Source organism: Streptomyces sp. NPDC058221 (genome assembly GCF_042882365.1).
Taxonomy (GTDB): Bacteria; Actinomycetota; Actinomycetes; order Streptomycetales; family Streptomycetaceae; genus Streptomyces.
The window spans coordinates 1-20,178 of sequence record NZ_JBHVWF010000144.1; the positions used below are offsets into that span (position 1 = coordinate 1).

Here is a 20,178-nt window from a genome sequence, read left to right on the forward strand (position 1 = left end):
TGGTCAGTGCCCTGTTGAGCAGCAGGACGCCCTGCTCGGCCCACGGCGTGAGATCACCGTTGGAGGGGCGTGGAAGCCCCAGGTCCGAGTGCAGTTCCCGGAAGATGTTCTCCAGGCTCCCCGGCACCGGATGGACGTCGGGGGCGACGGAGAAGCTCAGTCCCACCGCGTGGCCCGGTGTCGGGTACGGGTCCTGACCTACGATCAGGACCCGCACCTGGTCGAACGGTTGCTGGAACGCCCGCAGGACGTTCGGCCCCGAGGGCAGATAGGTGCGTCCCGCGGCGATCTCGGCGCGCAGGAAGTCGCCCATCGCCGCGATGCGTTCGGCCACAGGCTCCAGGGCCTGCGCCCAGCCGGGCTCGATAATTTCTTTCAGAGGTCGTGCTGCCACGGGCGGCACTCTACTGCTGATACGACGGTATGGATCAACCGCCGATGGCAGCTGCCCGGACGCACAGGACATCCGGCAGGTGCGAGGCGAGCTGCTGCCAGGTGTCGCCGTCGTCGGCGCTGGCGTACACCTGGCCGTTGCGGTTGCCGAAGTAGACGCCCGCCGGATCGGCGTCGTCCGTACAGAGCGCGTCGCGCAGGACCGTGCCGTAGTGGGCGTCCTCCGGGAGTCCCGCCGACAGGGGCTCCCAGCTGTCGCCCGCGTCGCGGGTCCGGAAGACGCGGCAGCGGTGTCCGGCCGGCACCCGGTCGGCGTCGGCGTTGATCGGGAAGATGTACGCGGTGTCCGCCCGGTGCGGATGCGCGGCCACGGCGAAGCCGAAGTCGGAGGGGAGCCCCTGGCCGATGTCGGTCCAGTTGCTCCCGGCGTCGTCGCTGCGGAACACACCCCAGTGGTTCTGGAGGTAGAGCCGGTCGGGATCGACCGCGTCCCGGCTGACCTTGTGGACGCACTGGCCGAACTCGGGATCCGGGTCGGGAAGGAAGACGGCCGACACCCCCCTGTTGGCCGGGGCCCAGCTCTCGCCGCCGTCCGCGGTCCTGAACACCCCGGCGGTGGAGACCGCGACCGTCACGGCCTGCGCGTCCCGCTCGTCGGTGAGGACCGTGTGCAGGCCCTCGCCGCCTCCGCCGGGTACCCATTTCGAGCGCGTCGGATGCTCCCAGAGCGGCCGGACCAGCTCGAAGGACTCACCGCTGTCCCGCGAGCGGAACAGCGCGGCCGGCTCGGTGCCCGCGTACACGACGTCGGGGGCCTCGGGGCCTGCCGGGTGCAGCTGCCAGACCCGCTCCAACGACGTCCCGGTGAACTCAGGGAACTTCACCGCCGGCTCTCTCGGCTCGACCCAGGTCGCGCCCAGGTCGTCGGAGTGGAAGACGGAGGGGCCCCAGTGGGCGCTGTCCCCGCCGACCAGCAGCCGGGGGGTACTCCTTCGGGTGTCGATGGCGACCGAGTAGATCGCCTGCGCATTGAAGTGCGGGCCGTCGAACTCCCACGCGCCGTCGTGCCTGCGGCCGATGAAGAGCCCTTTGCGGGTGCCCACGGTGAGCAGAACCTCGGTCATGACCGAACCTCCCGAAACGCCGTTGTACCGGATACCGGCCAGTTTGCACCCGGCCACTGACAGTGGCGCGCAGGACGGTCCGGGACACACTGCCGCTTCCGCAGCCCGCGACGGTCGGTGTCAGCGCCCGGGTGCGGCGGTGCTGCTGCGCACCACCAGATTGGTGGCCAGGTCGACCCGGGTCGTCGCCGGCTGCCGGCCCCGTCCCAGGTCGAGCACCAGACGGGCCGCGGTCTCGGCCATCTCTATGAGCGGCTGACGCACCGTGGTGAGCGGGGGCCCGATCCACCGGGTGAGCGGCAGGTCGTCGAAGCCGACGACGCTGAGGTCCTCGGGGATGCGCAGACCCAGCTCCCGCGCCGCCTCGTACACGCCGAGCGCCTGCAGGTCGTTGCCGGCGAAGATCGCGGTCGGCCGGTCCGTCTGCCGCAGCAGTTCCAGGCCCGCGGTGTATCCCGCCTCGTGCTGGAACTCGCCCTCGCGGACCAGGGCGGGATCGATCGGCAGGCCCGCGGTCTCCAGGGCGGCGCGGTAGCCGTCCACCCGGGCCCGGCTGCACATCATCCGGGACGGTCCGCTGATGACCCCGATCCGCCGGTGTCCGAGCGCGGTGAGATGGCGAGTGGCCGCCAGGCCGCCCTGCCAGTTCGTCGTCCCGACCGAGGGGACGTCGTCGCCGGGATCACCCGCCGGGTCGACCACCGCGTAGGGGATGCTCCGGCTGGTCAGCTGGGCGCGCTGGGCGGCGGTGAGGTCCGAGAGCACCAGGATCACCCCGACCGGCCGCCGCGCCAGGACTCCGTCCACCCAGGTCTGGCCGGGGGTGAGCCGGCCGGCGCTCTCCGAGAGGACCAGGCTCAGCCCCTCATCCCTGGCGACGTTCTCGACCCCGCGCACGACCTCCATGGCCCACGCGCTGTCCAGCTCGTGGAAGACCAGGTCGATCAGCTGGGACTGGGTCGTGGAGCCGCGTCTGCGGCGGTAGCCGTGCACCAGCAGCAGCTCCTCCACCTTGGTGCGCGTGCCCGGGGCGACATCGGCACGCCCGTTCAGCACTTTCGAAACTGTCGGAGCCGATACTCCGGCTGCTCGGGCGATTTCCGCCAGCGTGGCGGCGCCTTCCGACGGTCCGCCGGCCGACGGATTCTGCTGATGTGACTGGACGTTTGCGGGGCTCATAAAGGGATCGTAGCCGCCCGGTGCGGAGAGGGAGGGCTGGCCCTCCGGGGGAGAACTCTCCGCTCTGCACCTCTTGACGGGCTCGAAACGCGACCGTACCGTTCCGGCAACATTCGTGAGCACGGCCGAAACATTCGACAGAGGTGCGGTCATGGGGTCGGGAATTTTCACTCGGAAGACGCGTGTGGCCAGATGGACCGCGGTGGGTGCCGCCATGGTCATGGCAGGCGTGCTGACCGGCTGCGGATCGGACGGCGGCGGGGGTGGTGGCACCATCACGGCGTACGTCTACGGCGACGACGCCGTCAAGATCCAGGAGGCCGCGGTCAAGGAGTTCAACAAGACCTCGAAGGTCAAGGTCAAGCTGATCCCCGTACCCGGCACGGACTACGTCAACAAGCTGCACAGCGCCATGGGTTCGCCCAGCGCCCCGGACATCTTCTACAACTGGGGCAGCGGCTCCATCAAGTCGTACGTCGACGCCGGCCAGGTGGTCGATCTGACCTCGACCGTCAAGAACGACGCCCCCCTCAAGGACGCCTTCCTCCCGTCCGTCGTCGAGGCCGGCAGCCTCGACGGAAAGATCTACGGGGTGCCGATGCGCGGCATGCAGCCCGTGATGCTCTTCTACAACAAGAAGCTGTTCGCCGCGAACAAGCTGGAGGCGCCCAAGACCTGGGAGGAGCTCCAGCACGTCATCACCACGTTCAAGGCGAAGGGCATCACCCCCTTCGCACTCGGTGGGCAGGAGAAGTGGCCCGAGCTGATGTGGGTGGAGTACCTGCTCGACCGGATCGGCGGCCCCGAGGTCTTCAAGAAGATCCAGAACGGGGACTCCTCGGGCTGGGGCGACCCCGCGGTCCTCAAGTCCGCACAGACCGTCAAGGAACTGGTCGACGGCGGAGCCTTCGGCAAGAACTTCAACTCCGTCGACTACGCGAGCGGCGGCGCCCCCGCCCTGCTCAGCAAGGGCAAGGCGGCCATGCACCTGATGGGGTCGTGGGAGTACTCGACCCAGCTCGGCAAGGCACCGAAGTTCGCCAAGGAGGACCTCGGCTGGGCCAACTTCCCGACCGTGGCCGGGGGCGTCGGTGACCCGGCGGACTTGGTGGGCAACCCCACCAACTACTGGTCGGTCAACTCCCGGACCAAGCACAAGGACGCGGCCATCGCCTTCCTGAAGAAGATGGCCGCCAAGTCCTACGCCCAGGCCCTGGTCGACAACGGTGACGTTCCGACCACGTCGAACGCCGCCTCCATGCTGCCCGGATCGCCCAACCCGAAGTACGCGACCGACCAGTACAACATGGTCCAGAAGGCGCCGAGCTTCACCCTCTCGTGGGACCAGGCGCTGGAGACCCGGATCGCCACCCCGCTGCTGACCGAGATCAGCAAGCTGTTCGCCGGCAAGTCCACGCCCGAGCAGTTCGTCGACGCGATGAAGGCCGTCAAGTAACGATGTCCCACCTCTCTTCGTACAAAAGGCCGCGCGGAGGAGGGGCGGCGGCCGTCGGCAACGTCGGCCGCCCCTCGGTCGCCTGGGCCCTGCCCGGCATCGTCTTCTTCGCCCTCTTCGCCATCGTCCCACTGGCGATCGCCGTCTACCTCTCCTTCTGCCACTGGGACGGGCTGAACTCCCCGACGGCCGTCGGCATGGACAACTGGACCCGGCTGTTCAAGGATCCGGAGTTCCGCCAGGCCGCCTGGCTGAGCCTGCTGCTCACCACGATCAGCTGGGCGTTCCAGACCCCCGTGGCGCTGCTGCTCGGGGTCTGGGCGGCGGGCAAGGAGCGCAGCCGGGCCGTGCTCTCGGCGGTGTTCTTCATTCCGCTGCTGCTCTCCACCACGGCCATCGCGATGCTCTTCCACGCGCTGCTCGACCCCAACTTCGGCGTGATCAACAAGATCGGGCCGTGGTTCGGCATCGATCCGAACGTCATGGGATCGTCGACCGGGGCCCTGCTGACCGTGGTGTTCGTCGGGGGCTGGCAGTTCATGCCGTTCCACACCCTGATCTACCAGGGCGGCACCCGGCAGATCCCGAAGGTCCTGTACCAGGCGGCGGAGATCGACGGCGCCGGCATGTTCCGACAGTTCTTCCACATCACCCTGCCGCAGCTGCGCCACACCATCACGACCTCCTCGATCCTGATGATCGTCGGCTCGCTGACCTATTTCGACACCGTACTGATCATGACCAGGGGAGGCCCCGGCACGGACACCACCGTGCTGCCGTACCTGATGTACCGGACCGGTTTCCAGACCTACGACCTCGGCTATGCCGCGGCGATCGCAACGGCCCTGGTCGTGGTGGCCACCGCCCTGTCGCTGATCCTGGTCCGCTTCAGCGGCTTCGGGAACATGCGGTCCACCCGGGAAGGTATGTGAAGCGATGTCAGTCGACACCCGCCCCGTAACGGGCCCCGCATCGCCCGTGACCCGGAGTCGGCCGGCCACCGCCCGGCGCCGCAGGAAGTGGGGCAACCCGCTGGCCGGTCTGGGCTCGCTGGTCTGGCTCGTGATCGTGATCGTCCCGCTCTACACGCTGATCTCCTCCTCCCTCATGCATCAGGACGAGGCGCTCAACGGTGATCCGCTGGCCTTCCCGACCAACCCGACACTCGACAACTACAGCACCGTGCTGGACAGCGGCTTCTCCACGATGCTCACCAACACGGCCATCGTCGCCGTGGTCACCGTGGTCATCGTGCTGGCGCTCTCGGTGCCCGTCGCCTATGTCGCGGTGCGTGCCCGCAGCCGGCTCTCCTCGCTCGCCTTCCGGACCTTCCTGCTCGGGGTGGCGATCCCCGCGCAGGCCGTGATCGTGCCGCTGTACCTGCTCATCAGCAAGATGAATCTGTACGACACCCTGCCGGCGATCATCCTGCCGACCGCGGCGTTCGCGATGCCGGTGGCCGTACTGATCCTCAGCGGCACCATGCGTGACGTCTCCGAGGAGATGTACGAGGCGATGTCCCTCGACGGCGCGACGCCCCTGCGGATGCTGTGGCAACTGGCGATCCCGATGTCCAAGGGCGGCATCAGCACGGTGGCGATCTATACCGCCCTGCAGGCGTGGAACGGCTTCCTCTTCCCGCTGATCTTCACCCAGTCGGAGGAGAAGCGCGTGCTGACCCTCGGTCTCTTCAACTTCATGTCCCAGTTCGGGATGAACATTCCGGCCGTCCTGGCCGCGATCGTGCTCTCCGTCGTGCCGATCTTCGCCGTGTACCTCGTGGCACGGAAGGCACTGGTCAACGGACTGATGGGGGTGGGCGGCAAGTAGCGCCTCCACGCCGCCGCGTACCACCGCACTCTTGAGAGGAACCCCTGCCGCCATGGCGAACCCCCTTGCCCCGCACGACCGCAGGACCGAAGCGGCCACCGCCGTCGACGGCCCCTGGCAAGACCCCGCGCTCCCTCCGAAGGAGCGCGTGGCCGACCTCGTCTCCCGGATGACCCTTCAGGAGAAGACCGCCCAGCTGTACGGAATCTGGGTGGGCGCCGACGCCGACGGGGACGGGGTCGCCCCGCACCAGAACGACATGACCGACCCGGTCGACTGGGAGGGGCTGATCCCCCGCGGTCTCGGCCAGCTGACCCGGCCCTTCGGCACCGCACCGGTCGACCCCGCCGTGGGCGCGGTCTCCCTGGCCCGTGCCCAGGAGACCATCGCGGCAGCCGGGCGGTTCGGAATTCCGGCGCTCGCCCACGAGGAGTGCCTGGCCGGCTTCACCGCCTGGGGCGCCACCGCCTACCCGGTGCCGCTCTCCTGGGGCGCGGCGTGGAACCCGGACCTGGTCGCCGAGATGGCCTGCCGGATCGGCAGCGACATGCGGTCCGTGGGGATCCACCAGGGACTGGCGCCCGTCCTGGACGTGGTGCGGGACCTGCGCTGGGGCCGCGTCGAGGAGACCATGGGCGAGGACCCCTACCTCGTCGCCACCATCGGCACCGCCTATGTGCGCGGCCTGGAGTCCGCCGGGATCGTCGCCACCCTCAAGCACTTCGCCGGATACGCGGCCTCGGCCGGCGCCCGCAACCTCTCGCCGGTGAGGTCCGGGGCCCGCGAGCTGGCCGACGTCATCCTGCCGCCGTTCGAGATGGCGCTGATCGAGGGCGGCGCCCGGTCTGTCATGCAGTCCTACACGGAGATCGACGGGGTGCCGTCGGCGGCCGACCCGGCCCTGCTGACCGGACTGCTCCGTGACACCTGGGGCTTCGACGGGACCGTCGTGGCCGACTACTTCGCCATCGGCTTCCTGGAGACGCTGCACAAGGTCGCCGAGGACAGAGCCGACGCCGCCCGTCTCGCGCTGCGGGCCGGTGTCGACGTGGAGCTGCCCACCGTCCGCAGCTACGGGGACGAGCTCGTCTCCGCCGTGCTCAACGGCAGCGTGGCCGAGGAGCTCGTCGACCGCGCGCTCTCCCGCGTACTCCTGCAGAAGTGCGAACTCGGGCTGCTCGACCCCGACTGGACCCCGCTGCCCGAACAACTGCGAGGCGCCGGCCCCGAGCAGGTCCGCGACATGATCGACCTGGACCCGCCGGAGAACCGGGCGCTCGCCCGGCAGCTCGCCGAGCAGGCCGTGATCCTGCTCGCCAACACCGGCGACACCCTGCCGCTGAGCGGCACGGGACGGATCGCGGTCGTCGGGCCGCGCGCCGACGACGCGCTGGCCATGCTCGGCTGCTACTCCTTCCCCAGCCATGTCGGGGTCCAGCACCCCGAGGTGGCGACGGGGATCGACATCCCGACCCTGCTCGACGGGCTGCGCGCCGAGTTCCCCGACGCCGCCTTCGACAGTGCACCGGGATGCGAGGTGGACGGTGCGGACACCACTGGCATCGCCGCCGCCGCCGGGCTCGCCCGGGACGCGGACGTCTGCATCGCCGTGCTCGGTGACCGTGCCGGACTGTTCGGGCGCGGTACCTCCGGAGAGGGCTGCGACGCCGACGACCTCGCGCTCCCCGGCGTACAGGGTGAACTGCTCGACGCGCTGCTGGACAGCGGAACACCGGTGGTCCTGGTGCTGCTGACGGGCCGCCCGTACGCGCTGGGCCGCTGGTCGGACCGGGCGGCTGCCGTGGTGCAGGCGTTCTTTCCCGGGGAGGAGGGCGGTCCGGCCATCGCCGCGGTGCTCTCCGGCCGGGTCAATCCCTCCGGGCGGCTTCCGGTCAGTGTCCCGCGGCACCCCGGCGGCCAGCCGTGGACGTATCTGCAACCGCCGTTGGGGCTCGCCAACGGGGTCAGCAATCTGGACCCGACGCCGCTGTATCCCTTCGGCCACGGCCTCTCGTACACCTCCTTCGCCTGGGAGCCGGGTGCCCCGGCGCCGCAGGAGATCCCCACGGACGGCTCGGCCGACATCGAGCTGACGGTCCGCAACACCGGTGACCGGGCGGGCACGGAGGTCGTGCAGCTCTACGTGCACGACCCGGTCGCCCAGACCACACGTCCCGACGCCCGGCTCATCGGCTACGCGCGGGTGCCGCTCGACGCCGGGCAGGAGGCGCGCGTGCGCTTCCGGGTCCATACCGACCTGGTGTCCTTCACCGGCGTCAGCGGCCGGCGGGTCGTCGAACCCGGTGCGCTGGAGCTGCGCCTCGCGGCCTCCAGCGCCGCCTCCGACGTCCGGCACACGGTCCGGCTGCGGCTCACGGGACCCGAGCGCACGCTCGATCACCGTCGCCGGCTCGTCTGCGACACCTCCGTCGAATCCGAGAAGGCGGCTGCCCCCGCCAGAGGCTGACCGTCCTCCTGCCACCGGGCGGCGGCCGTGCGGCCCGCACCGCACCGCCCGGCCCCGCCGGCCTCGTGCACCTCCGCGCGCGTGCTCCCCGCCCGATGTGCGGAGAGGTGCCCGAAACTTTCGAAACACCCGCGCCGCACGCACACCGCCCCGGCCTTCAACAGCACCAGTCCTTCAACAGCACCAGTACGGTGCACCACATCGCCGCCACCGGCCTGCGTGTGCTCAAATTCTGGATGGTCGACCCGACGGTGGTGCTCCAGAACCTGGTGGTCGACACCGGCGGCCTCAAGCCCAGCCATCTGGGCCCGCCGGAGAGCCTCCGGCTGCGCTGAGGGCCGGGGGAGTCGGGGCAAGGGGAGAGCGGCGCGAATGAGGACCACGAACGATGGCAGCGGTGCACCGGCCGGATACGTGGAGGTGACCCCGGTCGGCGCGGGTGTCGAGGTCAGGCTCGGCACACCGTCGGGAGAGCTCTCACTGACCTGCACCCCTGAGCGGGCCCGGGAACTGGCGCACGCTCTCGGCCTTGCCGCCGACGAGGCCGACAGTGTGCGTACGGCGGACCCGGTCACGGTCAGGGCGGACGAGCTGCGCCGCGGGGACGTACGCGACGGCGAGCGTGCGATGACGGTGGACGGGGTCAGGGCCGAGGGAGCCACTGTCCACATCACCTGGAAGTCGGGTGCCGGACGCAGCTGGACCCAGCTGTACGACGCCGATGCCCGCATCACCCTGCGCCGCCGCGGGCGATAGGCCTGCCGGTCCCTCCCTCCCGTCGCGCACCGCCGGGGGACGGGGCGCACCCTGGAGGAGAGAGGCTCCGGAGGTGAGCACCCATGACGCAGACCGCTGTCGGCTGGCACATCGAGCTGGAATTCGACGAGGACACCCACCGCACCCGCGCCGCCGCTCTGGTACGGCTCTCCGACGGGAGCGAGGTGCGGGCCCACGGCTATGCCAGCAGGCACCCCGCCGACTCCGAGCAGCCCCGGGTGGGCGAGGAGATCGCCGGCGCCCGTGCGCTCAACGAGCTGGCGATGAAGCTGCTGACCAAGGCGCACGACGAGATCGACGAGGAGTCCGGCCGCACGTCGTACCCGCTCAGCTGAGGCCCGGAAGCTTCGTACGAGAGGCATCGTAATTTGACGGACGTCGTAGTACGGGATGTATCGTACTAGCCATCCTTCCGTACCCGGCGAAACGGAGTCCGTCGTGAGCGCCCTTTTCGAGCCCTTCACCCTGAGGTCGCTTGTCGTGCCCAACCGGGTGTGGATGGCACCCATGTGCCAGTACAGCGCCGAACCGGAGGGCCCCGAAGCAGGTGTGCCCACCGACTGGCACTTCGCCCATCTCGCGGCCCGCGCCACCGGCGGCACCGGACTCATCCTCACCGAGGCGACAGCCGTCAGCCCCGAGGGCCGCATCAGCCCGGCCGACCTCGGCATCTGGAACGACGCCCAGGCCGCGGCGTTCCGCCGGATCACGGACTTCGTCAAGGCGCAGGGCTCGGCGGTCGGTATCCAGCTCGCCCACGCCGGCCGCAAGGCATCGACCGCGGCGCCCTGGACCGGCGGCGGACCCGTCGGCCCCGACGCGCACGGCTGGACGCCCGTCGCGCCGAGCCCGCTGCCGTTCGACACCGGCTACGCCGTGCCGCACGAGCTGACCGCCGACGAGATCCAGGGCGTCGTCGCCGACTTCCGCGAGGCCGCGCGCCGCGCCGTCGAAGCGGGCTTCGAGGTCGCCGAGGTGCACGGCGCGCACGGCTACCTCATCGGGCAGTTCCTCTCGCCGCACAGCAACCGGCGCACCGACGAGTACGGCGGCAGCTACGAGAACCGCGTCCGCTTCGCCCTCCAGGTCGTCGACGCCGTACGCGAGATGTGGCCCGAGGACCTCCCCGTCCTCTTCCGTATCTCCGCGACGGACTGGCTCACCGAGAACGCCGAGGACGAGCGCGAGGGCTGGACCGCCGACGAGACCGTACGGCTGGCAGGTGAGCTCCGGGCCCACGGAGTCGACCTGCTCGACGTCTCCACCGGCGGCAACGCTCCGCGCGCCCGCATCACGACCGGACCCGGCTACCAGGTCCCCTTCGCCGAGCGGGTGAAGCGGGAGACGGGTCTGCCCGTCGCGGCCGTCGGCCTGATCACCGACCCGCAGCAGGCCGAGAAGATCCTCACCGAGGGCCGCGCGGACGCCGTCCTCCTCGGGCGCGAACTGCTCCGCAGCCCCTCGTGGGCCCGGTACGCGGCCCGCGAGCTGAGCGCCGCGGTGAGCGCCCCCGAGCAGTACGGCTACGCGATCTGACGCACCCGCACATGTCCGCCCTCCTCGCGCGTCCCGGCTGCCCGGGGTGTGCGAGGAGGGCGGACGCGTGTCGCGGCAGTGGTATCCGTTCACTGCGGATTCACCAGGGATGAGCGCCGAGGCATTCCCTCCGGCGCCGCAGGGATCTACGCTCGGCCGCGAATCGATCAACGCTGTTCACGGCCGGACCCCGGGCGAAGACAACGTTGTCCGAACTCCCTGGAAGGTACCGCGACATGCCCACCAGACCGATGCCCGCGGCCCGGCGCCTCGCCGCGCGTACAGCCGCCGTGCTCGTCACCGGCGCGCTCGCCGCCGCAGTGCTGCCCCCGGCAGCCGAAGCCGCAGCCCCCGCCATCCGTCCCACCGCCTACGTCGACCCGCTCATCGGCAGCGCGAACGGCGGTAACACCTTTCCCGGCGCCACGCTCCCCAACGGCATGATCGCCTGGTCGCCCACCAGCACCAAGGGTGACCAGACGAGCACCGGCGCCGCGAACGGGTACCAGTACGACACCACCCGGCTGCGCGGGCTGAGCCTCACCCACGTCAACGGCGCCGGGTGCGACCCCGGCGCGGCCGGTGATATCCCGATCATGCCGTTCGTCGGGGACGTCACCTCGTCGCCTTCGGCCGACACCAAGGACGCCGTCTACGCCGCGAACTTCTCGCACGACGACGAGCGTGCCGTCCCGGGCCGCTACACCGTCGGCCTGGACTCCGGCGCCAAGGCCGACCTCGCCGTGAGCCGCCGCGCCGGAGTGGCCGACTTCTCGTTCCCGGCCGGGAAACCCGCCAATCTCCTCTTCCGGGCCTCGAACTCGCTCAACGGCAGCGAGGACGCACAGGTCGAGATCGACCCCGTGCACCGCAAGATCACCGGGTCGGTCCTCACCGGCGCGTTCTGCGGACGGCGGGCCAACGGCGGTACCAACAACCGCAAGAGCTACTACCGCCTCTACTTCACCGCCTCCTTCGACCGCGCCTTCTCCACCACCGGCACCTGGAAGGACGGCACGCTCGCCCCGGGCTCGACCTCCGGAAGCGGCGGCGAGGGCTACGCCACCGGCGCGGACCGGGCCGGCCGCGGATCGGGCGGCTGGGTCGGCTTCGACACCGCCTCCGACAACGATGTCCACATGCGCATCGGCATCTCCTACGTCAGCCAGGCCGGCGCCGAGGCCAACCTGCGCACCGAGATCGCCCCGCACGCCGGGGTGGACGACGTCGCCGCCGCCGCGAGCCGCACGTGGGACCGGGAGCTGAGCTCCGTCCGCACGGGCGGCGGCACCGAGGCGCAGCGCACCACCTTCTACACCGCGCTCTACCACTCCCTGATGCAGCCCAACATCATCAGCGACACCGACGGCCGCTACCCGGGCATGGACGGCAAACCGCACCGGATCGAGCGTGGACAGGGGGCGCAGTACAGCAACTTCTCCGGCTGGGACCAGTACCGGGCGCAGGTACAGCTGCTCGCCCTGCTCAAACCGGAGATCGCGGGGGACTTCGCCCAGTCGCTGTACAACTTCGCCCGGCAGAACGGCGGCGTGTGGGACCGCTGGGTGCACATCAACGGCGCCACCCATGTCATGACCGGTGACCCCACGGCGGCCACCCTCGCCACGTTCTACGCCATGGGTGTACGGAACTTCGACTACAAGGGTGCCTACGAGTCGCTGGCGCGGCAGGCGACCGTGCCCGTCGACGACGGCCTCTCCGACGCCGGCTGCCCGGGGCAGTGCACCGGCCAGCGGCCCAACCTGGCCCAGTACCTGGAGTCCCACTACGCGCCGCAGGACGTCTGCCACTGCTGGGGCGGCGCCGCCGAGACGCTGGAGGACGCGGTCGCCGACGACGCGCTCGGCCGCTGGGCGGAACTGCTGGGCCGGGACGAGGAGGCCAAGGCGTTCAAGGAGCGCGGCGGCTGGTGGCGCAACGTGTTCAACCCCGATGCGACGGACGGCGCGGGCACGAACGGCTACATCCAGGCCCGCAACCTCGACGGCTCCTGGGTCTCCCCGTTCAGCCCGGGCAGTGACCTCGGCTTCGCGCAGGGCACCAGCGCCACGTACACCTGGATGGTGCCGCAGGACGTCCAGGGGCTGGCCGAGGCGATGGGCGGCCGGGACGTCGCGGCGCAGCGCCTCGACGGCTTCTTCCACAAGGCGGACGGCTCATGGTCGGTGAAGGGCGGCGACTCCGTGCGCTACGACCCGACCAACGAGCCCGGCATTCACGCTCCTTGGCTCTACAACGCGCTCGGTCAGCCGTGGAAGACCCAGGCGACCGTCCGCGAGATCCTGAACACGGTCTACGGAACGGGCCCGCGCGGTCTGCCCGGCAACGACGACCTGGGCACCATGTCCGCCTGGTACGTCTTCTCCGCGCTGGGTCTCTACCCGCAGTCCCCGGGCAGCGGCGCACTGCTGCTGGGTGCCCCGCTGTTCCCGAAGGCGGTGGTCGACCGCCCGCACGGCAGGGACATCACCATCACCGCTCCGGCCGCCGACGCCACGCACGCGTATATCGACGGGGTGACGGTCAACGGCAGGCGGAGCGACCGCTCGTGGACGGACGCGAGCCTGCTGTCGAGGGGTGGCACGCTCGCCTACCGGCTCTCGGAGAAGGCCAACACCTCCTGGGCCACGGATCCTTCGGGGCTGCCGCGATAGTCGTGAGGTGATCCTCCGCAAGGCCCCCGCGACCGCTCGCGGGGGCCTTGCGCCATGCGCCGCGGACCGAGGGCCGCGAGTTTTCTATCGTTGAAAATTTGCTGTGCACGACTGTTGTTTTACGTTTGGTGCTGTGGCTCAATGTTCGATTGTGTGCTGTGCCTCACAGGTCTGGGGCACTTCAGCTCTCTCGACAGGACGACGCCTTGAGACGACAAATGCCCCGCCCCCGCGCGCTGTTCAGGACGGTGGCCTGCGCCGCCGCGCTGCTGATACCCGTCGGGGCCGTCATGGTCCCCGCCGCCGCTGCGGCCCCGGCGCCCGCCGCCGCGGCCTCCGCATTCGCGGCCGACGACCCGGCCACCGACGTGCACGGGCTGAAGGGCGAGTACTTCAGCATGTCCGCGCCGGGTGCGCGGGACTTCGACAAGCTCGGCGGGGTCGCCCTCGACCCGGAGATCAACTTCCCGGGCCTCACCGGCACGTTCGAGTCCACGACCGGACAGACCGAGAACACCACCGCCCGCTGGACCGGCGGCATCACAGCCCCCGAGGACGGTGACTACACCTTCTCCGCGAGCGGCGACAACGGCTTCCGGCTCTCCATCGACGGCAAGGTGGTCATCGACCACTGGGAGCCCGACTGGGACAACGAGCAGACCAGTGAGCCCCTCGCGCTGAAGGCCGGTGAGCCGCACGAGTTCAAGCTGGAGATGTTCCAGGACACCGGCGGCGCCAACATGTTCCTGCGCTGGTCCAGCGGGAAGCTCACGAAGCAGATCGTGCCCGAGTCGGCCTTCACGCCGCCGGCCGACTTCGAGGTCTACCCGGTGGGGCTGAGCGTCCCGGCCGACGGGCAGCGTCTGCAGGCGACGTTCGAGGACAAGGTCAGCGACTTCTCCGCGGTGAAGGACCACCTCGGGATCGAGGCGGACACCTCGCCGATACCGGTGAAGTCCGTCGCCCGTGTCCCCGGCAACGCCAAGGCCCTGCTCGTCACCCTGACCGCGCCCGTCCAGAAGGGCCAGCAGGTCCGCGTCGCGTACGACGGCAAGGCCGGGCTCCGGGTGGGCGGCAAGGACGTCCCCGAGATCAGCCGCACGGCGAAGAACCTGTCCACGCACCGCCTCACCACCACCTGGGGCGACAAGCTCGACCGCAACCACCCGCTGCCCGAGTACCCCCGGCCGCAGCAGGTCCGCGACGACTGGAAGAACCTCAACGGGCCCTGGGAGTTCGCCGGAGCCGCGGCGGGCGAGCAGCCCGTGTTCGGCAAGAAGCTCGGTGAGCGCATCACCGTGCCGTTCCCTGTCGAGTCCCAGCTCTCCGGTCTCGAGCGCCACGAAGACCACATGTTCTACCGCAAGCTCGTCACCGTGCCGAAGAACTGGTTCGTCGGGAGCAAGGGCAAGAACAACGGCAAGGCCGGAAACCGGCTGAAGCTCAACTTCGGCGCCGTCGACTACCAGGCCGGCGTCTGGGTCAACGGCAAGAAGGTCGCCGAGCACACCGGCGGCTACACCTCCTTCAGCGCCGACATCACCGACGCGGTGAAGGGCAGCGGCCCCCAGGAGATCGTCGTCGCGGTCACCGACACCACCGGCGACGACCAGCCGAAGGGCAAGCAGTCCCGCAACCCCGGTGGCATCGTCTACACGCCGTCCTCCGGCATCTGGCAGACGGTGTGGATGGAGCCGGTCGCGCCGGCATCGGTGGACACCCTGACGACCACCCCCGACATCGACAAGGGCCGCCTGGCCCTGAAGGTCAACTCCGCCGACGCCTCGGCCGGTGCGCGGATCAAGGCGGTCGCCCGGGACAAGAAGGGCAAGGTCGTCGGCACGGTCACCGGCGCGGCGAACCACGCGCTGAGCCTGCCGGTCAAGAAGCAGCACCTCTGGACCCCGGACGACCCGTATCTCTACGACCTCGAGGTCACCCTGACCGACGGCCGCTCCAAGGACACCGTCGACAGCTACTTCGGCATGCGCTCCCTCGGTATCCAGAAGGTCGGCGGCTACCAGAAGCTGGTGCTCAACGGGAAGCCGTTCTACTCCCTCGCCATGCTGGACCAGGGCTTCTGGCCCGACGGTCTCTACACCCAGCCGAGCGACGCCGCCCTCACCTTCGACCTGAAGGCGCAGAAGGAGCTCGGCTTCAACGCGGTGCGCAAGCACATCAAGGTGGAGTCGGCGCGCTGGTACTACCACGCGGACCAGCTCGGCCTGCTGGTCTGGCAGGACTTCGTCTCCTCCGACATCACCGGCGAGAAGGGGCAGCAGGCCTTCCTCTCGCAGGGCAAGCAGATGATGGAACAGCTGCACAACTCGCCCTCGATCGGCGGCTGGATCGTCTTCAACGAGGGCTGGGGCGAATGGGACCGCACCGAGACCGGCAAGATCGCCGAGTCCGTCAAGGCCGCCGACCCCTCCCGCGTCGTCAACGCGCACAGCGGGGTCAATTGCTGCTCGTCCAAGGGTGACTCGGGCAAGGGCGACATCATCGACCACCACGACTACCTCAACAACGAGGCGCCCTTCCCGGACGACCGGGCGGCGATGGACGGCGAGCACGGCGGGTTCACCCTCCGTACCGCCGGCCACATGTGGCCGGGCGCACCCGCGGCGATCTACAGCGGGGTCGCGGACAAGGACGCCCTGACGGCCAAGTACGTCGACAACACCCGGACGTACTACCTCGCCGCGGCCGGCGCCGAACTGTCCGGCTCGGTGTACACCCAGGTCAGCGACCTGGAGAACGAGCTGAACGGCCTCTACACCTATGACCGGCGCGAGATCAAGGTCGACCCCGAGAAGGTCCGCCAGATCAACCGGCAGGTCATCGCGGCCGGTGCGGCCGCCGGCCACCGCGACGAGGTGAAGGGCGGCGCCGCCTGGAATCTCGACGAGGGCAAGGGCGAGAAGGCGAGCGACCAGGGGCCCAACCGCCTCCCGCTCACCCTCTCCGAGGGCACGTCTTGGACGCCCGGAGTCCAGGGCTCGGCGCTGAAGTTCAACGGTGAGGGACAGTACGCCGAGACCTCGGGCCCGGTCGTCGACACCACCGGCGACTACACGGTGTCGGCGTGGGCCTCGCTCGACGCGCTGCCCGGCAACTACGCGACCGTGGTCAGCCAGGACGGCCGGCGCACGGAGAACCCGTTCTACCTCCAGTACGGACAGGGCGCGTTCGCCTTCAGCACCCCGGGCGGGAAGCGGGCCCGGGCGGAGATCACGCCCGAGACCGGCACGTGGTACCACCTGGTGGGTGTGCGCCAGGGCGACGAGCTGAAGCTGTACGTCGACGGCAGCCTCGCGGGCACGGCCACGGCCGGTCCCGCGGACGTCAGCACCGGCCCGTTTACAGTGGGCCGTGCCCAGTACGCGGGCGAGAAGGGCGACTTCTGGAACGGCTCCGTCGACCAGGTCAGGGTGTACGACAAGGCCCTGACCGCGGAAGAGGTGAGCGCACTGCACGACACCGAGCAGCCGTAACGATCCCGTCTGACCCGCTGCCTGTCCTCGCTCCCGTGCGAGGGCAGGCAGCGGCATGCCCCGGCAGTCCCGAGCGCCCGGCGCCGTGTGAGGATCAGGGGATGGAACAGCCCGAGATCCGTCGCCGCCGCGACGACGACATGAAGGCGTGCGTCGAGGCGCTGGCCACCGTGCACGAGGCGGACCGCTACCCGGCGCGGTGGCCGGCCGACCCGGCGGGCTGGCTCACCCCCGACAATCTGCTGGAGGCCTGGGTGGCCCTGGACGGCACGGACGTCCTCGGGCATGTGGCACTCACCCGGACCGACCGCGCGATGGCGGCGGACGCCGGTCTGCCGACGGACGAACTGGCCTCGGTGGCGAGGCTGTTCGCCACTGCCTCGGCCCGCCGGCGCGGCGTGGCGAGCGCACTGCTCGCGGCTGCGGCGAAGGCCGCCGCGGCCCGTGGGCTGCGGCTGGTCCTGGAGGTGGAGGACGGCGGCGGGGCCGCCGTCGCGCTCTACGAGCGGGCCGGCTGGCGTCGTGTGGGCAGCCGCCCCGGCGACTGGCGGACGGCCGATGGCCGCACGGCCCTGCTGCACACCTACCTCGCACCGGCCGCCGGGCCGCGGTAGTGCGGCAGCCGTGACGGACCGACGGCCCGGACGTGACGCCTTCGCGTCGCATCCGGGCCGTGGCCGCGGTGGAGGATCAGGCGGTCAGGGCGCCCAGGGCGCCTCCACCGCCCAGGTGGTGTCCTCGGTGAACGTGGCAGGGTTGTCCCAGGCGTGCGTGCCGCCCGGAGTTGCCAGCCACACCTCCGAGTCGATGTGGCGCAGATAGCTGCCCGGCAGATTGACGCTCGACAGCCGCACCCCGCCGGTTCCGGCGACCGCGCACCAGGTGGCATCGGCCTTGAACAGCGCCGAGCCGTCATCGGCGTCCCGCCGGACCCGGAAGTCCCGGTGCCGGAGGTATTCGCCGGGATAGTTGCGGGATTCCAGCGAGTAGCAGTTGCTGTTGCCGAGGCCGGTGACGATCTTCCAGGTGGCGTCGCTCTTGAGTACCGAGTCGCTTCCCGCGCCGACGACCTCCGTGAAGGCGAGCGCGTCCTGGTGGCGCAGGTACTTGTCGGTGTGGCCCGGGGTGGTGACCCGCAGCGACTTGTACTGCCCGGTGGGCAGCGTGACCGGCGGGGCGGGGTTCCGGGAGGCGTCGATGAGGGCCTGGTTGGCGGCCTTCACGCGTGCCGCGTCCACCTTCACCACCTGGCGGTCGTAGGTGAGCAGCCCGTTCGCCTCGTTCTCGACATCGGTGATCTCCGTGTAGACGGAGGCGGAGAGACCGGCGGGCAGCCGGCCGACCCGGATACTGTCGATCAGCCCGGTGAACCGGTTGTTGAGTGCGTCGAGGCTCGGCTGGTCCTCGTAACTGAAGCCGCCGCCCGGATACCACTCGTGCCCGGGGACCTTGTAGCCGAGACCGCCGAACTCGCCCAGGACGGCCGCCCGGGTGGCCGTGGGGGCGGTGTTGCCGGGGCCGACGTAGTTGTGGTTGTCGATCACGTCCCCGTTGCCGCCGTCGACCGAGCCGCAGCAGTTGACGCCGCTCATGTTGTCCACCAGCCGGGACGGGTCGTACGCCTTCACCTCGTCGGCGATCCTGGCCTGGTCGTACTGGCCCCAGCCCTCGTTCTGGTCGACCCACATCACCAGCGAGGGCGAGCTGCGGTGCTGGTCGATGACCGCGTGGTACTCGGCCTCCCACTGGGTGCGGGCCGCCGTGTCGGGGCTCTTGCCGGTGTCCATGGCCGGCATGTCCTGCCAGACCAGCAGACCCAGCTTGTCCGCCCAGTAGAACCAGCGCTGGGGTTCGACCTTGATGTGCTTGCGGACCATGTTGAACCCGAGGTCCTTGTGCGCCTGGAGGTCCGACTTCAGTGCGTCGTCGGTCGGTGCCGTGTAGATGCCGTCCGGCCAGTAGCCCTGGTCGAGGGTGCCGGTCTGGAAGACGAACTTTCCGTTCAGGACCGGACGCTGCACACCGTCGACCTTCGCCACGGAGATCGACCGCATGCCCGTATAGCTGCCGGCCGAGTCGGTGACCGCCGCCCCGTCGAGCAGCTCCGCCTTCACGTCGTACAGGAACGGGTCCTCCGGACTCCACAGATGCGGGCCGGGCACCGGTACGGAGATTTCGGAGCCGACGGTCCCGCTGGCCGTGCCGGCCACGCTCCCGCCGCTGGAGACGGTGACCCGGGCGGTGCGGCCGGCCGCGGACGCGCCCTGCACCTTCACCCGCAGGGTGCTGTCGCCCAGGTTCGGGGTCATGTCCAGCCGGGTGATGTGCGCGGCGGCGACAGGTTCCAGCCAGACGGTCTGCCAGATGCCGGAGGCCGCAGTGTAGAAGATGCCCCCGCCGTCATGCGGCTGCACGTCGTTGATGCGCTGCTTGCCGACGGCCTGCCCGCCGGTCTGCGTCGGGTCGTAGACGGAGACGATGACCGTGTTCGTACCGCCGTTGAGCTGCGGTGTGATGTCGTACGCGAACGAGTCGTAGCCGCCCTTGTGGGCGCCGACCCGGGTGCCGTTGACCCAGACCGTGGTCTGCCAGTCGGACGCGCCGAAGTTCAGCTCGACCCGGCGGCCGTTCCAGTCGGACGGTACGGTGAAGGTGCGCTGGTACCAGAGCTTGTCGTTCTCGGTGATCTTCCGCTGGATGCCGGAGAGCGCGGACTCCGCGACGAACGGCACCCGGATCCGATCGGTGAACGAGGACGGCTGACCGGCGTCGCGGCCGGTCACCGCGAAGTCCCAGATGCCGTTGAGACTGGCCCAGTCGGGCCGGGTGAGCTGCGGACGCGGGTACTCCGGCAGCGGATCGTCGACCGACACCTGGTCGGTCCAGGGCGTGGTCATCGGAGGGGACTTGGGCGTCCAGGACGCGGCGCCGGCCGGCGCCGCGCCGATCCCCACCAGGGCGGTGGACACCAGCGCAAGCAGTCCGGTGCCGGCGATCACCCGTCTCCACCAGGGCCTGTGCCCGGGAACACGTAAACGGCTCATCGGTTCGTCTCCTTCGTTTTCGTTCGGTCCGGCTCCGTCATGGAGGAAGCTCCCCGCGCCGGGCGGCGCGGGGAGCGGTACGGGGAGTGCGTGGAGCGCTGCGGGTCAGACGAGCTGCCAGAGGTGGTCGTCGGTGCCGTTGTCGTCGAACTGGACGACGTGGGCGCTGTCGGCGGTGGACATGTTGTCGACGCCGAGGACCT

Annotated in this window: 14 protein-coding genes and 1 pseudogene; 11 read left to right on the forward strand and 4 right to left on the reverse strand. The window is 70.2% G+C overall.

All coding sequences use genetic code 11. The features are described 5' to 3' along the window. From ACFVW8_RS32015 to ACFVW8_RS32025, 3 genes are all read right to left on the reverse strand, one after another. The coding region (locus ACFVW8_RS32015) for a uracil-DNA glycosylase (RefSeq protein WP_389696210.1) at nt 1-394 on the reverse strand (394 nt) is incomplete at its 3' end. Nucleotides 395-428: 34 nt separating this feature from the next. Then, nucleotides 429-1,517, reverse strand: coding sequence for a WD40/YVTN/BNR-like repeat-containing protein (locus ACFVW8_RS32020; protein WP_389696212.1), 1,089 nt, complete (start codon nt 1,515-1,517; stop codon nt 429-431). Between the two features lie 120 nt (nt 1,518-1,637). Further along, on the reverse strand, nt 1,638-2,696 hold the full coding sequence (locus tag ACFVW8_RS32025) for a LacI family DNA-binding transcriptional regulator (RefSeq protein ID WP_389696214.1): 1,059 nt from the start codon (nt 2,694-2,696) through the stop codon (nt 1,638-1,640). Nucleotides 2,697-2,910: 214 nt separating this feature from the next. Here ACFVW8_RS32025 and ACFVW8_RS32030 point away from each other — a divergent pair, with 214 nt between their 5' ends. The 11 genes and pseudogenes from ACFVW8_RS32030 to ACFVW8_RS32080 all read left to right on the forward strand — a co-directional run bounded on the left by ACFVW8_RS32030 (nt 2,911) and on the right by ACFVW8_RS32080 (nt 17,545). Continuing rightward, the gene (locus ACFVW8_RS32030; RefSeq protein WP_389696233.1) at nt 2,911-4,152 is read left to right on the forward strand and encodes an extracellular solute-binding protein; all 1,242 of its coding nucleotides are present in this window, start codon (nt 2,911-2,913) and stop codon (nt 4,150-4,152) included. A gap of 2 nt (nt 4,153-4,154) precedes the next feature. Then, entirely contained in the window at nt 4,155-5,084 is a 930-nt protein-coding gene (locus tag ACFVW8_RS32035; RefSeq protein WP_389696216.1) for a carbohydrate ABC transporter permease, read from the forward strand. A 4-nt stretch (nt 5,085-5,088) separates the two neighbouring features. Continuing rightward, on the forward strand, nt 5,089-5,982 hold the full coding sequence (locus ACFVW8_RS32040) for a carbohydrate ABC transporter permease (RefSeq protein WP_389696218.1): 894 nt from the start codon (nt 5,089-5,091) through the stop codon (nt 5,980-5,982). A gap of 52 nt (nt 5,983-6,034) precedes the next feature. Further along, on the forward strand, nt 6,035-8,449 hold the full coding sequence (locus ACFVW8_RS32045) for a glycoside hydrolase family 3 N-terminal domain-containing protein (RefSeq protein ID WP_389696220.1): 2,415 nt from the start codon (nt 6,035-6,037) through the stop codon (nt 8,447-8,449). A 182-nt stretch (nt 8,450-8,631) separates the two neighbouring features. Continuing rightward, a pseudogene (locus tag ACFVW8_RS32050) lies at nt 8,632-8,784 on the forward strand (hypothetical protein); the annotation flags it as partial. A gap of 37 nt (nt 8,785-8,821) precedes the next feature. Continuing rightward, nucleotides 8,822-9,205, forward strand: coding sequence for a hypothetical protein (locus ACFVW8_RS32055; protein ID WP_389696222.1), 384 nt, complete (start codon nt 8,822-8,824; stop codon nt 9,203-9,205). A gap of 83 nt (nt 9,206-9,288) precedes the next feature. Next, complete coding sequence (locus tag ACFVW8_RS32060; RefSeq protein ID WP_389696224.1) at nt 9,289-9,561, forward strand: DUF1876 domain-containing protein; 273 nt, start codon at nt 9,289-9,291, stop codon at nt 9,559-9,561. A 103-nt stretch (nt 9,562-9,664) separates the two neighbouring features. Next, nucleotides 9,665-10,762, forward strand: coding sequence for an NADH:flavin oxidoreductase/NADH oxidase (locus tag ACFVW8_RS32065; RefSeq protein ID WP_389696225.1), 1,098 nt, complete (start codon nt 9,665-9,667; stop codon nt 10,760-10,762). 236 nt (nt 10,763-10,998) lie between these two features. Continuing rightward, on the forward strand, nt 10,999-13,437 hold the full coding sequence (locus ACFVW8_RS32070; protein ID WP_389696227.1) for a GH92 family glycosyl hydrolase: 2,439 nt from the start codon (nt 10,999-11,001) through the stop codon (nt 13,435-13,437). 218 nt (nt 13,438-13,655) lie between these two features. Next, entirely contained in the window at nt 13,656-16,931 is a 3,276-nt protein-coding gene (locus tag ACFVW8_RS32075; RefSeq protein WP_389696229.1) for a LamG-like jellyroll fold domain-containing protein, read from the forward strand. A 101-nt stretch (nt 16,932-17,032) separates the two neighbouring features. After that, nucleotides 17,033-17,545, forward strand: a complete 513-nt coding sequence (locus tag ACFVW8_RS32080; RefSeq protein ID WP_389696231.1) for a GNAT family N-acetyltransferase — start codon at nt 17,033-17,035, stop codon at nt 17,543-17,545. 84 nt (nt 17,546-17,629) lie between these two features. Here the strand turns inward: ACFVW8_RS32080 and ACFVW8_RS32085 are convergent, their stop codons facing one another. After that, nucleotides 17,630-19,900, reverse strand: coding sequence for an AbfB domain-containing protein (locus ACFVW8_RS32085; protein WP_389696235.1), 2,271 nt, complete (start codon nt 19,898-19,900; stop codon nt 17,630-17,632). Nucleotides 19,901-20,178 lie beyond the last annotated feature (278 nt).

Bases quoted from the DNA above. Each gene is read 5' to 3' on its own strand.
- ACFVW8_RS32020 (WP_389696212.1), bottom strand. From the start codon at position 1,517: ATGACCGAGGTTCTGCTCACCGTGGGCACCCGCAAAGGGCTCTTCATC.
- ACFVW8_RS32025 (WP_389696214.1), bottom strand. From the start codon at position 2,696: ATGAGCCCCGCAAACGTCCAGTCACATCAGCAGAATCCGTCGGCCGGC.
- ACFVW8_RS32030 (WP_389696233.1), top strand. From the start codon at position 2,911: ATGGTCATGGCAGGCGTGCTGACCGGCTGCGGATCGGACGGCGGCGGG.
- ACFVW8_RS32035 (WP_389696216.1), top strand. From the start codon at position 4,155: ATGTCCCACCTCTCTTCGTACAAAAGGCCGCGCGGAGGAGGGGCGGCG.
- ACFVW8_RS32040 (WP_389696218.1), top strand. From the start codon at position 5,089: ATGTCAGTCGACACCCGCCCCGTAACGGGCCCCGCATCGCCCGTGACC.
- ACFVW8_RS32045 (WP_389696220.1), top strand. From the start codon at position 6,035: ATGGCGAACCCCCTTGCCCCGCACGACCGCAGGACCGAAGCGGCCACC.
- ACFVW8_RS32055 (WP_389696222.1), top strand. From the start codon at position 8,822: ATGAGGACCACGAACGATGGCAGCGGTGCACCGGCCGGATACGTGGAG.
- ACFVW8_RS32060 (WP_389696224.1), top strand. From the start codon at position 9,289: ATGACGCAGACCGCTGTCGGCTGGCACATCGAGCTGGAATTCGACGAG.
- ACFVW8_RS32070 (WP_389696227.1), top strand. From the start codon at position 10,999: ATGCCCACCAGACCGATGCCCGCGGCCCGGCGCCTCGCCGCGCGTACA.
- ACFVW8_RS32075 (WP_389696229.1), top strand. From the start codon at position 13,656: ATGCCCCGCCCCCGCGCGCTGTTCAGGACGGTGGCCTGCGCCGCCGCG.
- ACFVW8_RS32080 (WP_389696231.1), top strand. From the start codon at position 17,033: ATGGAACAGCCCGAGATCCGTCGCCGCCGCGACGACGACATGAAGGCG.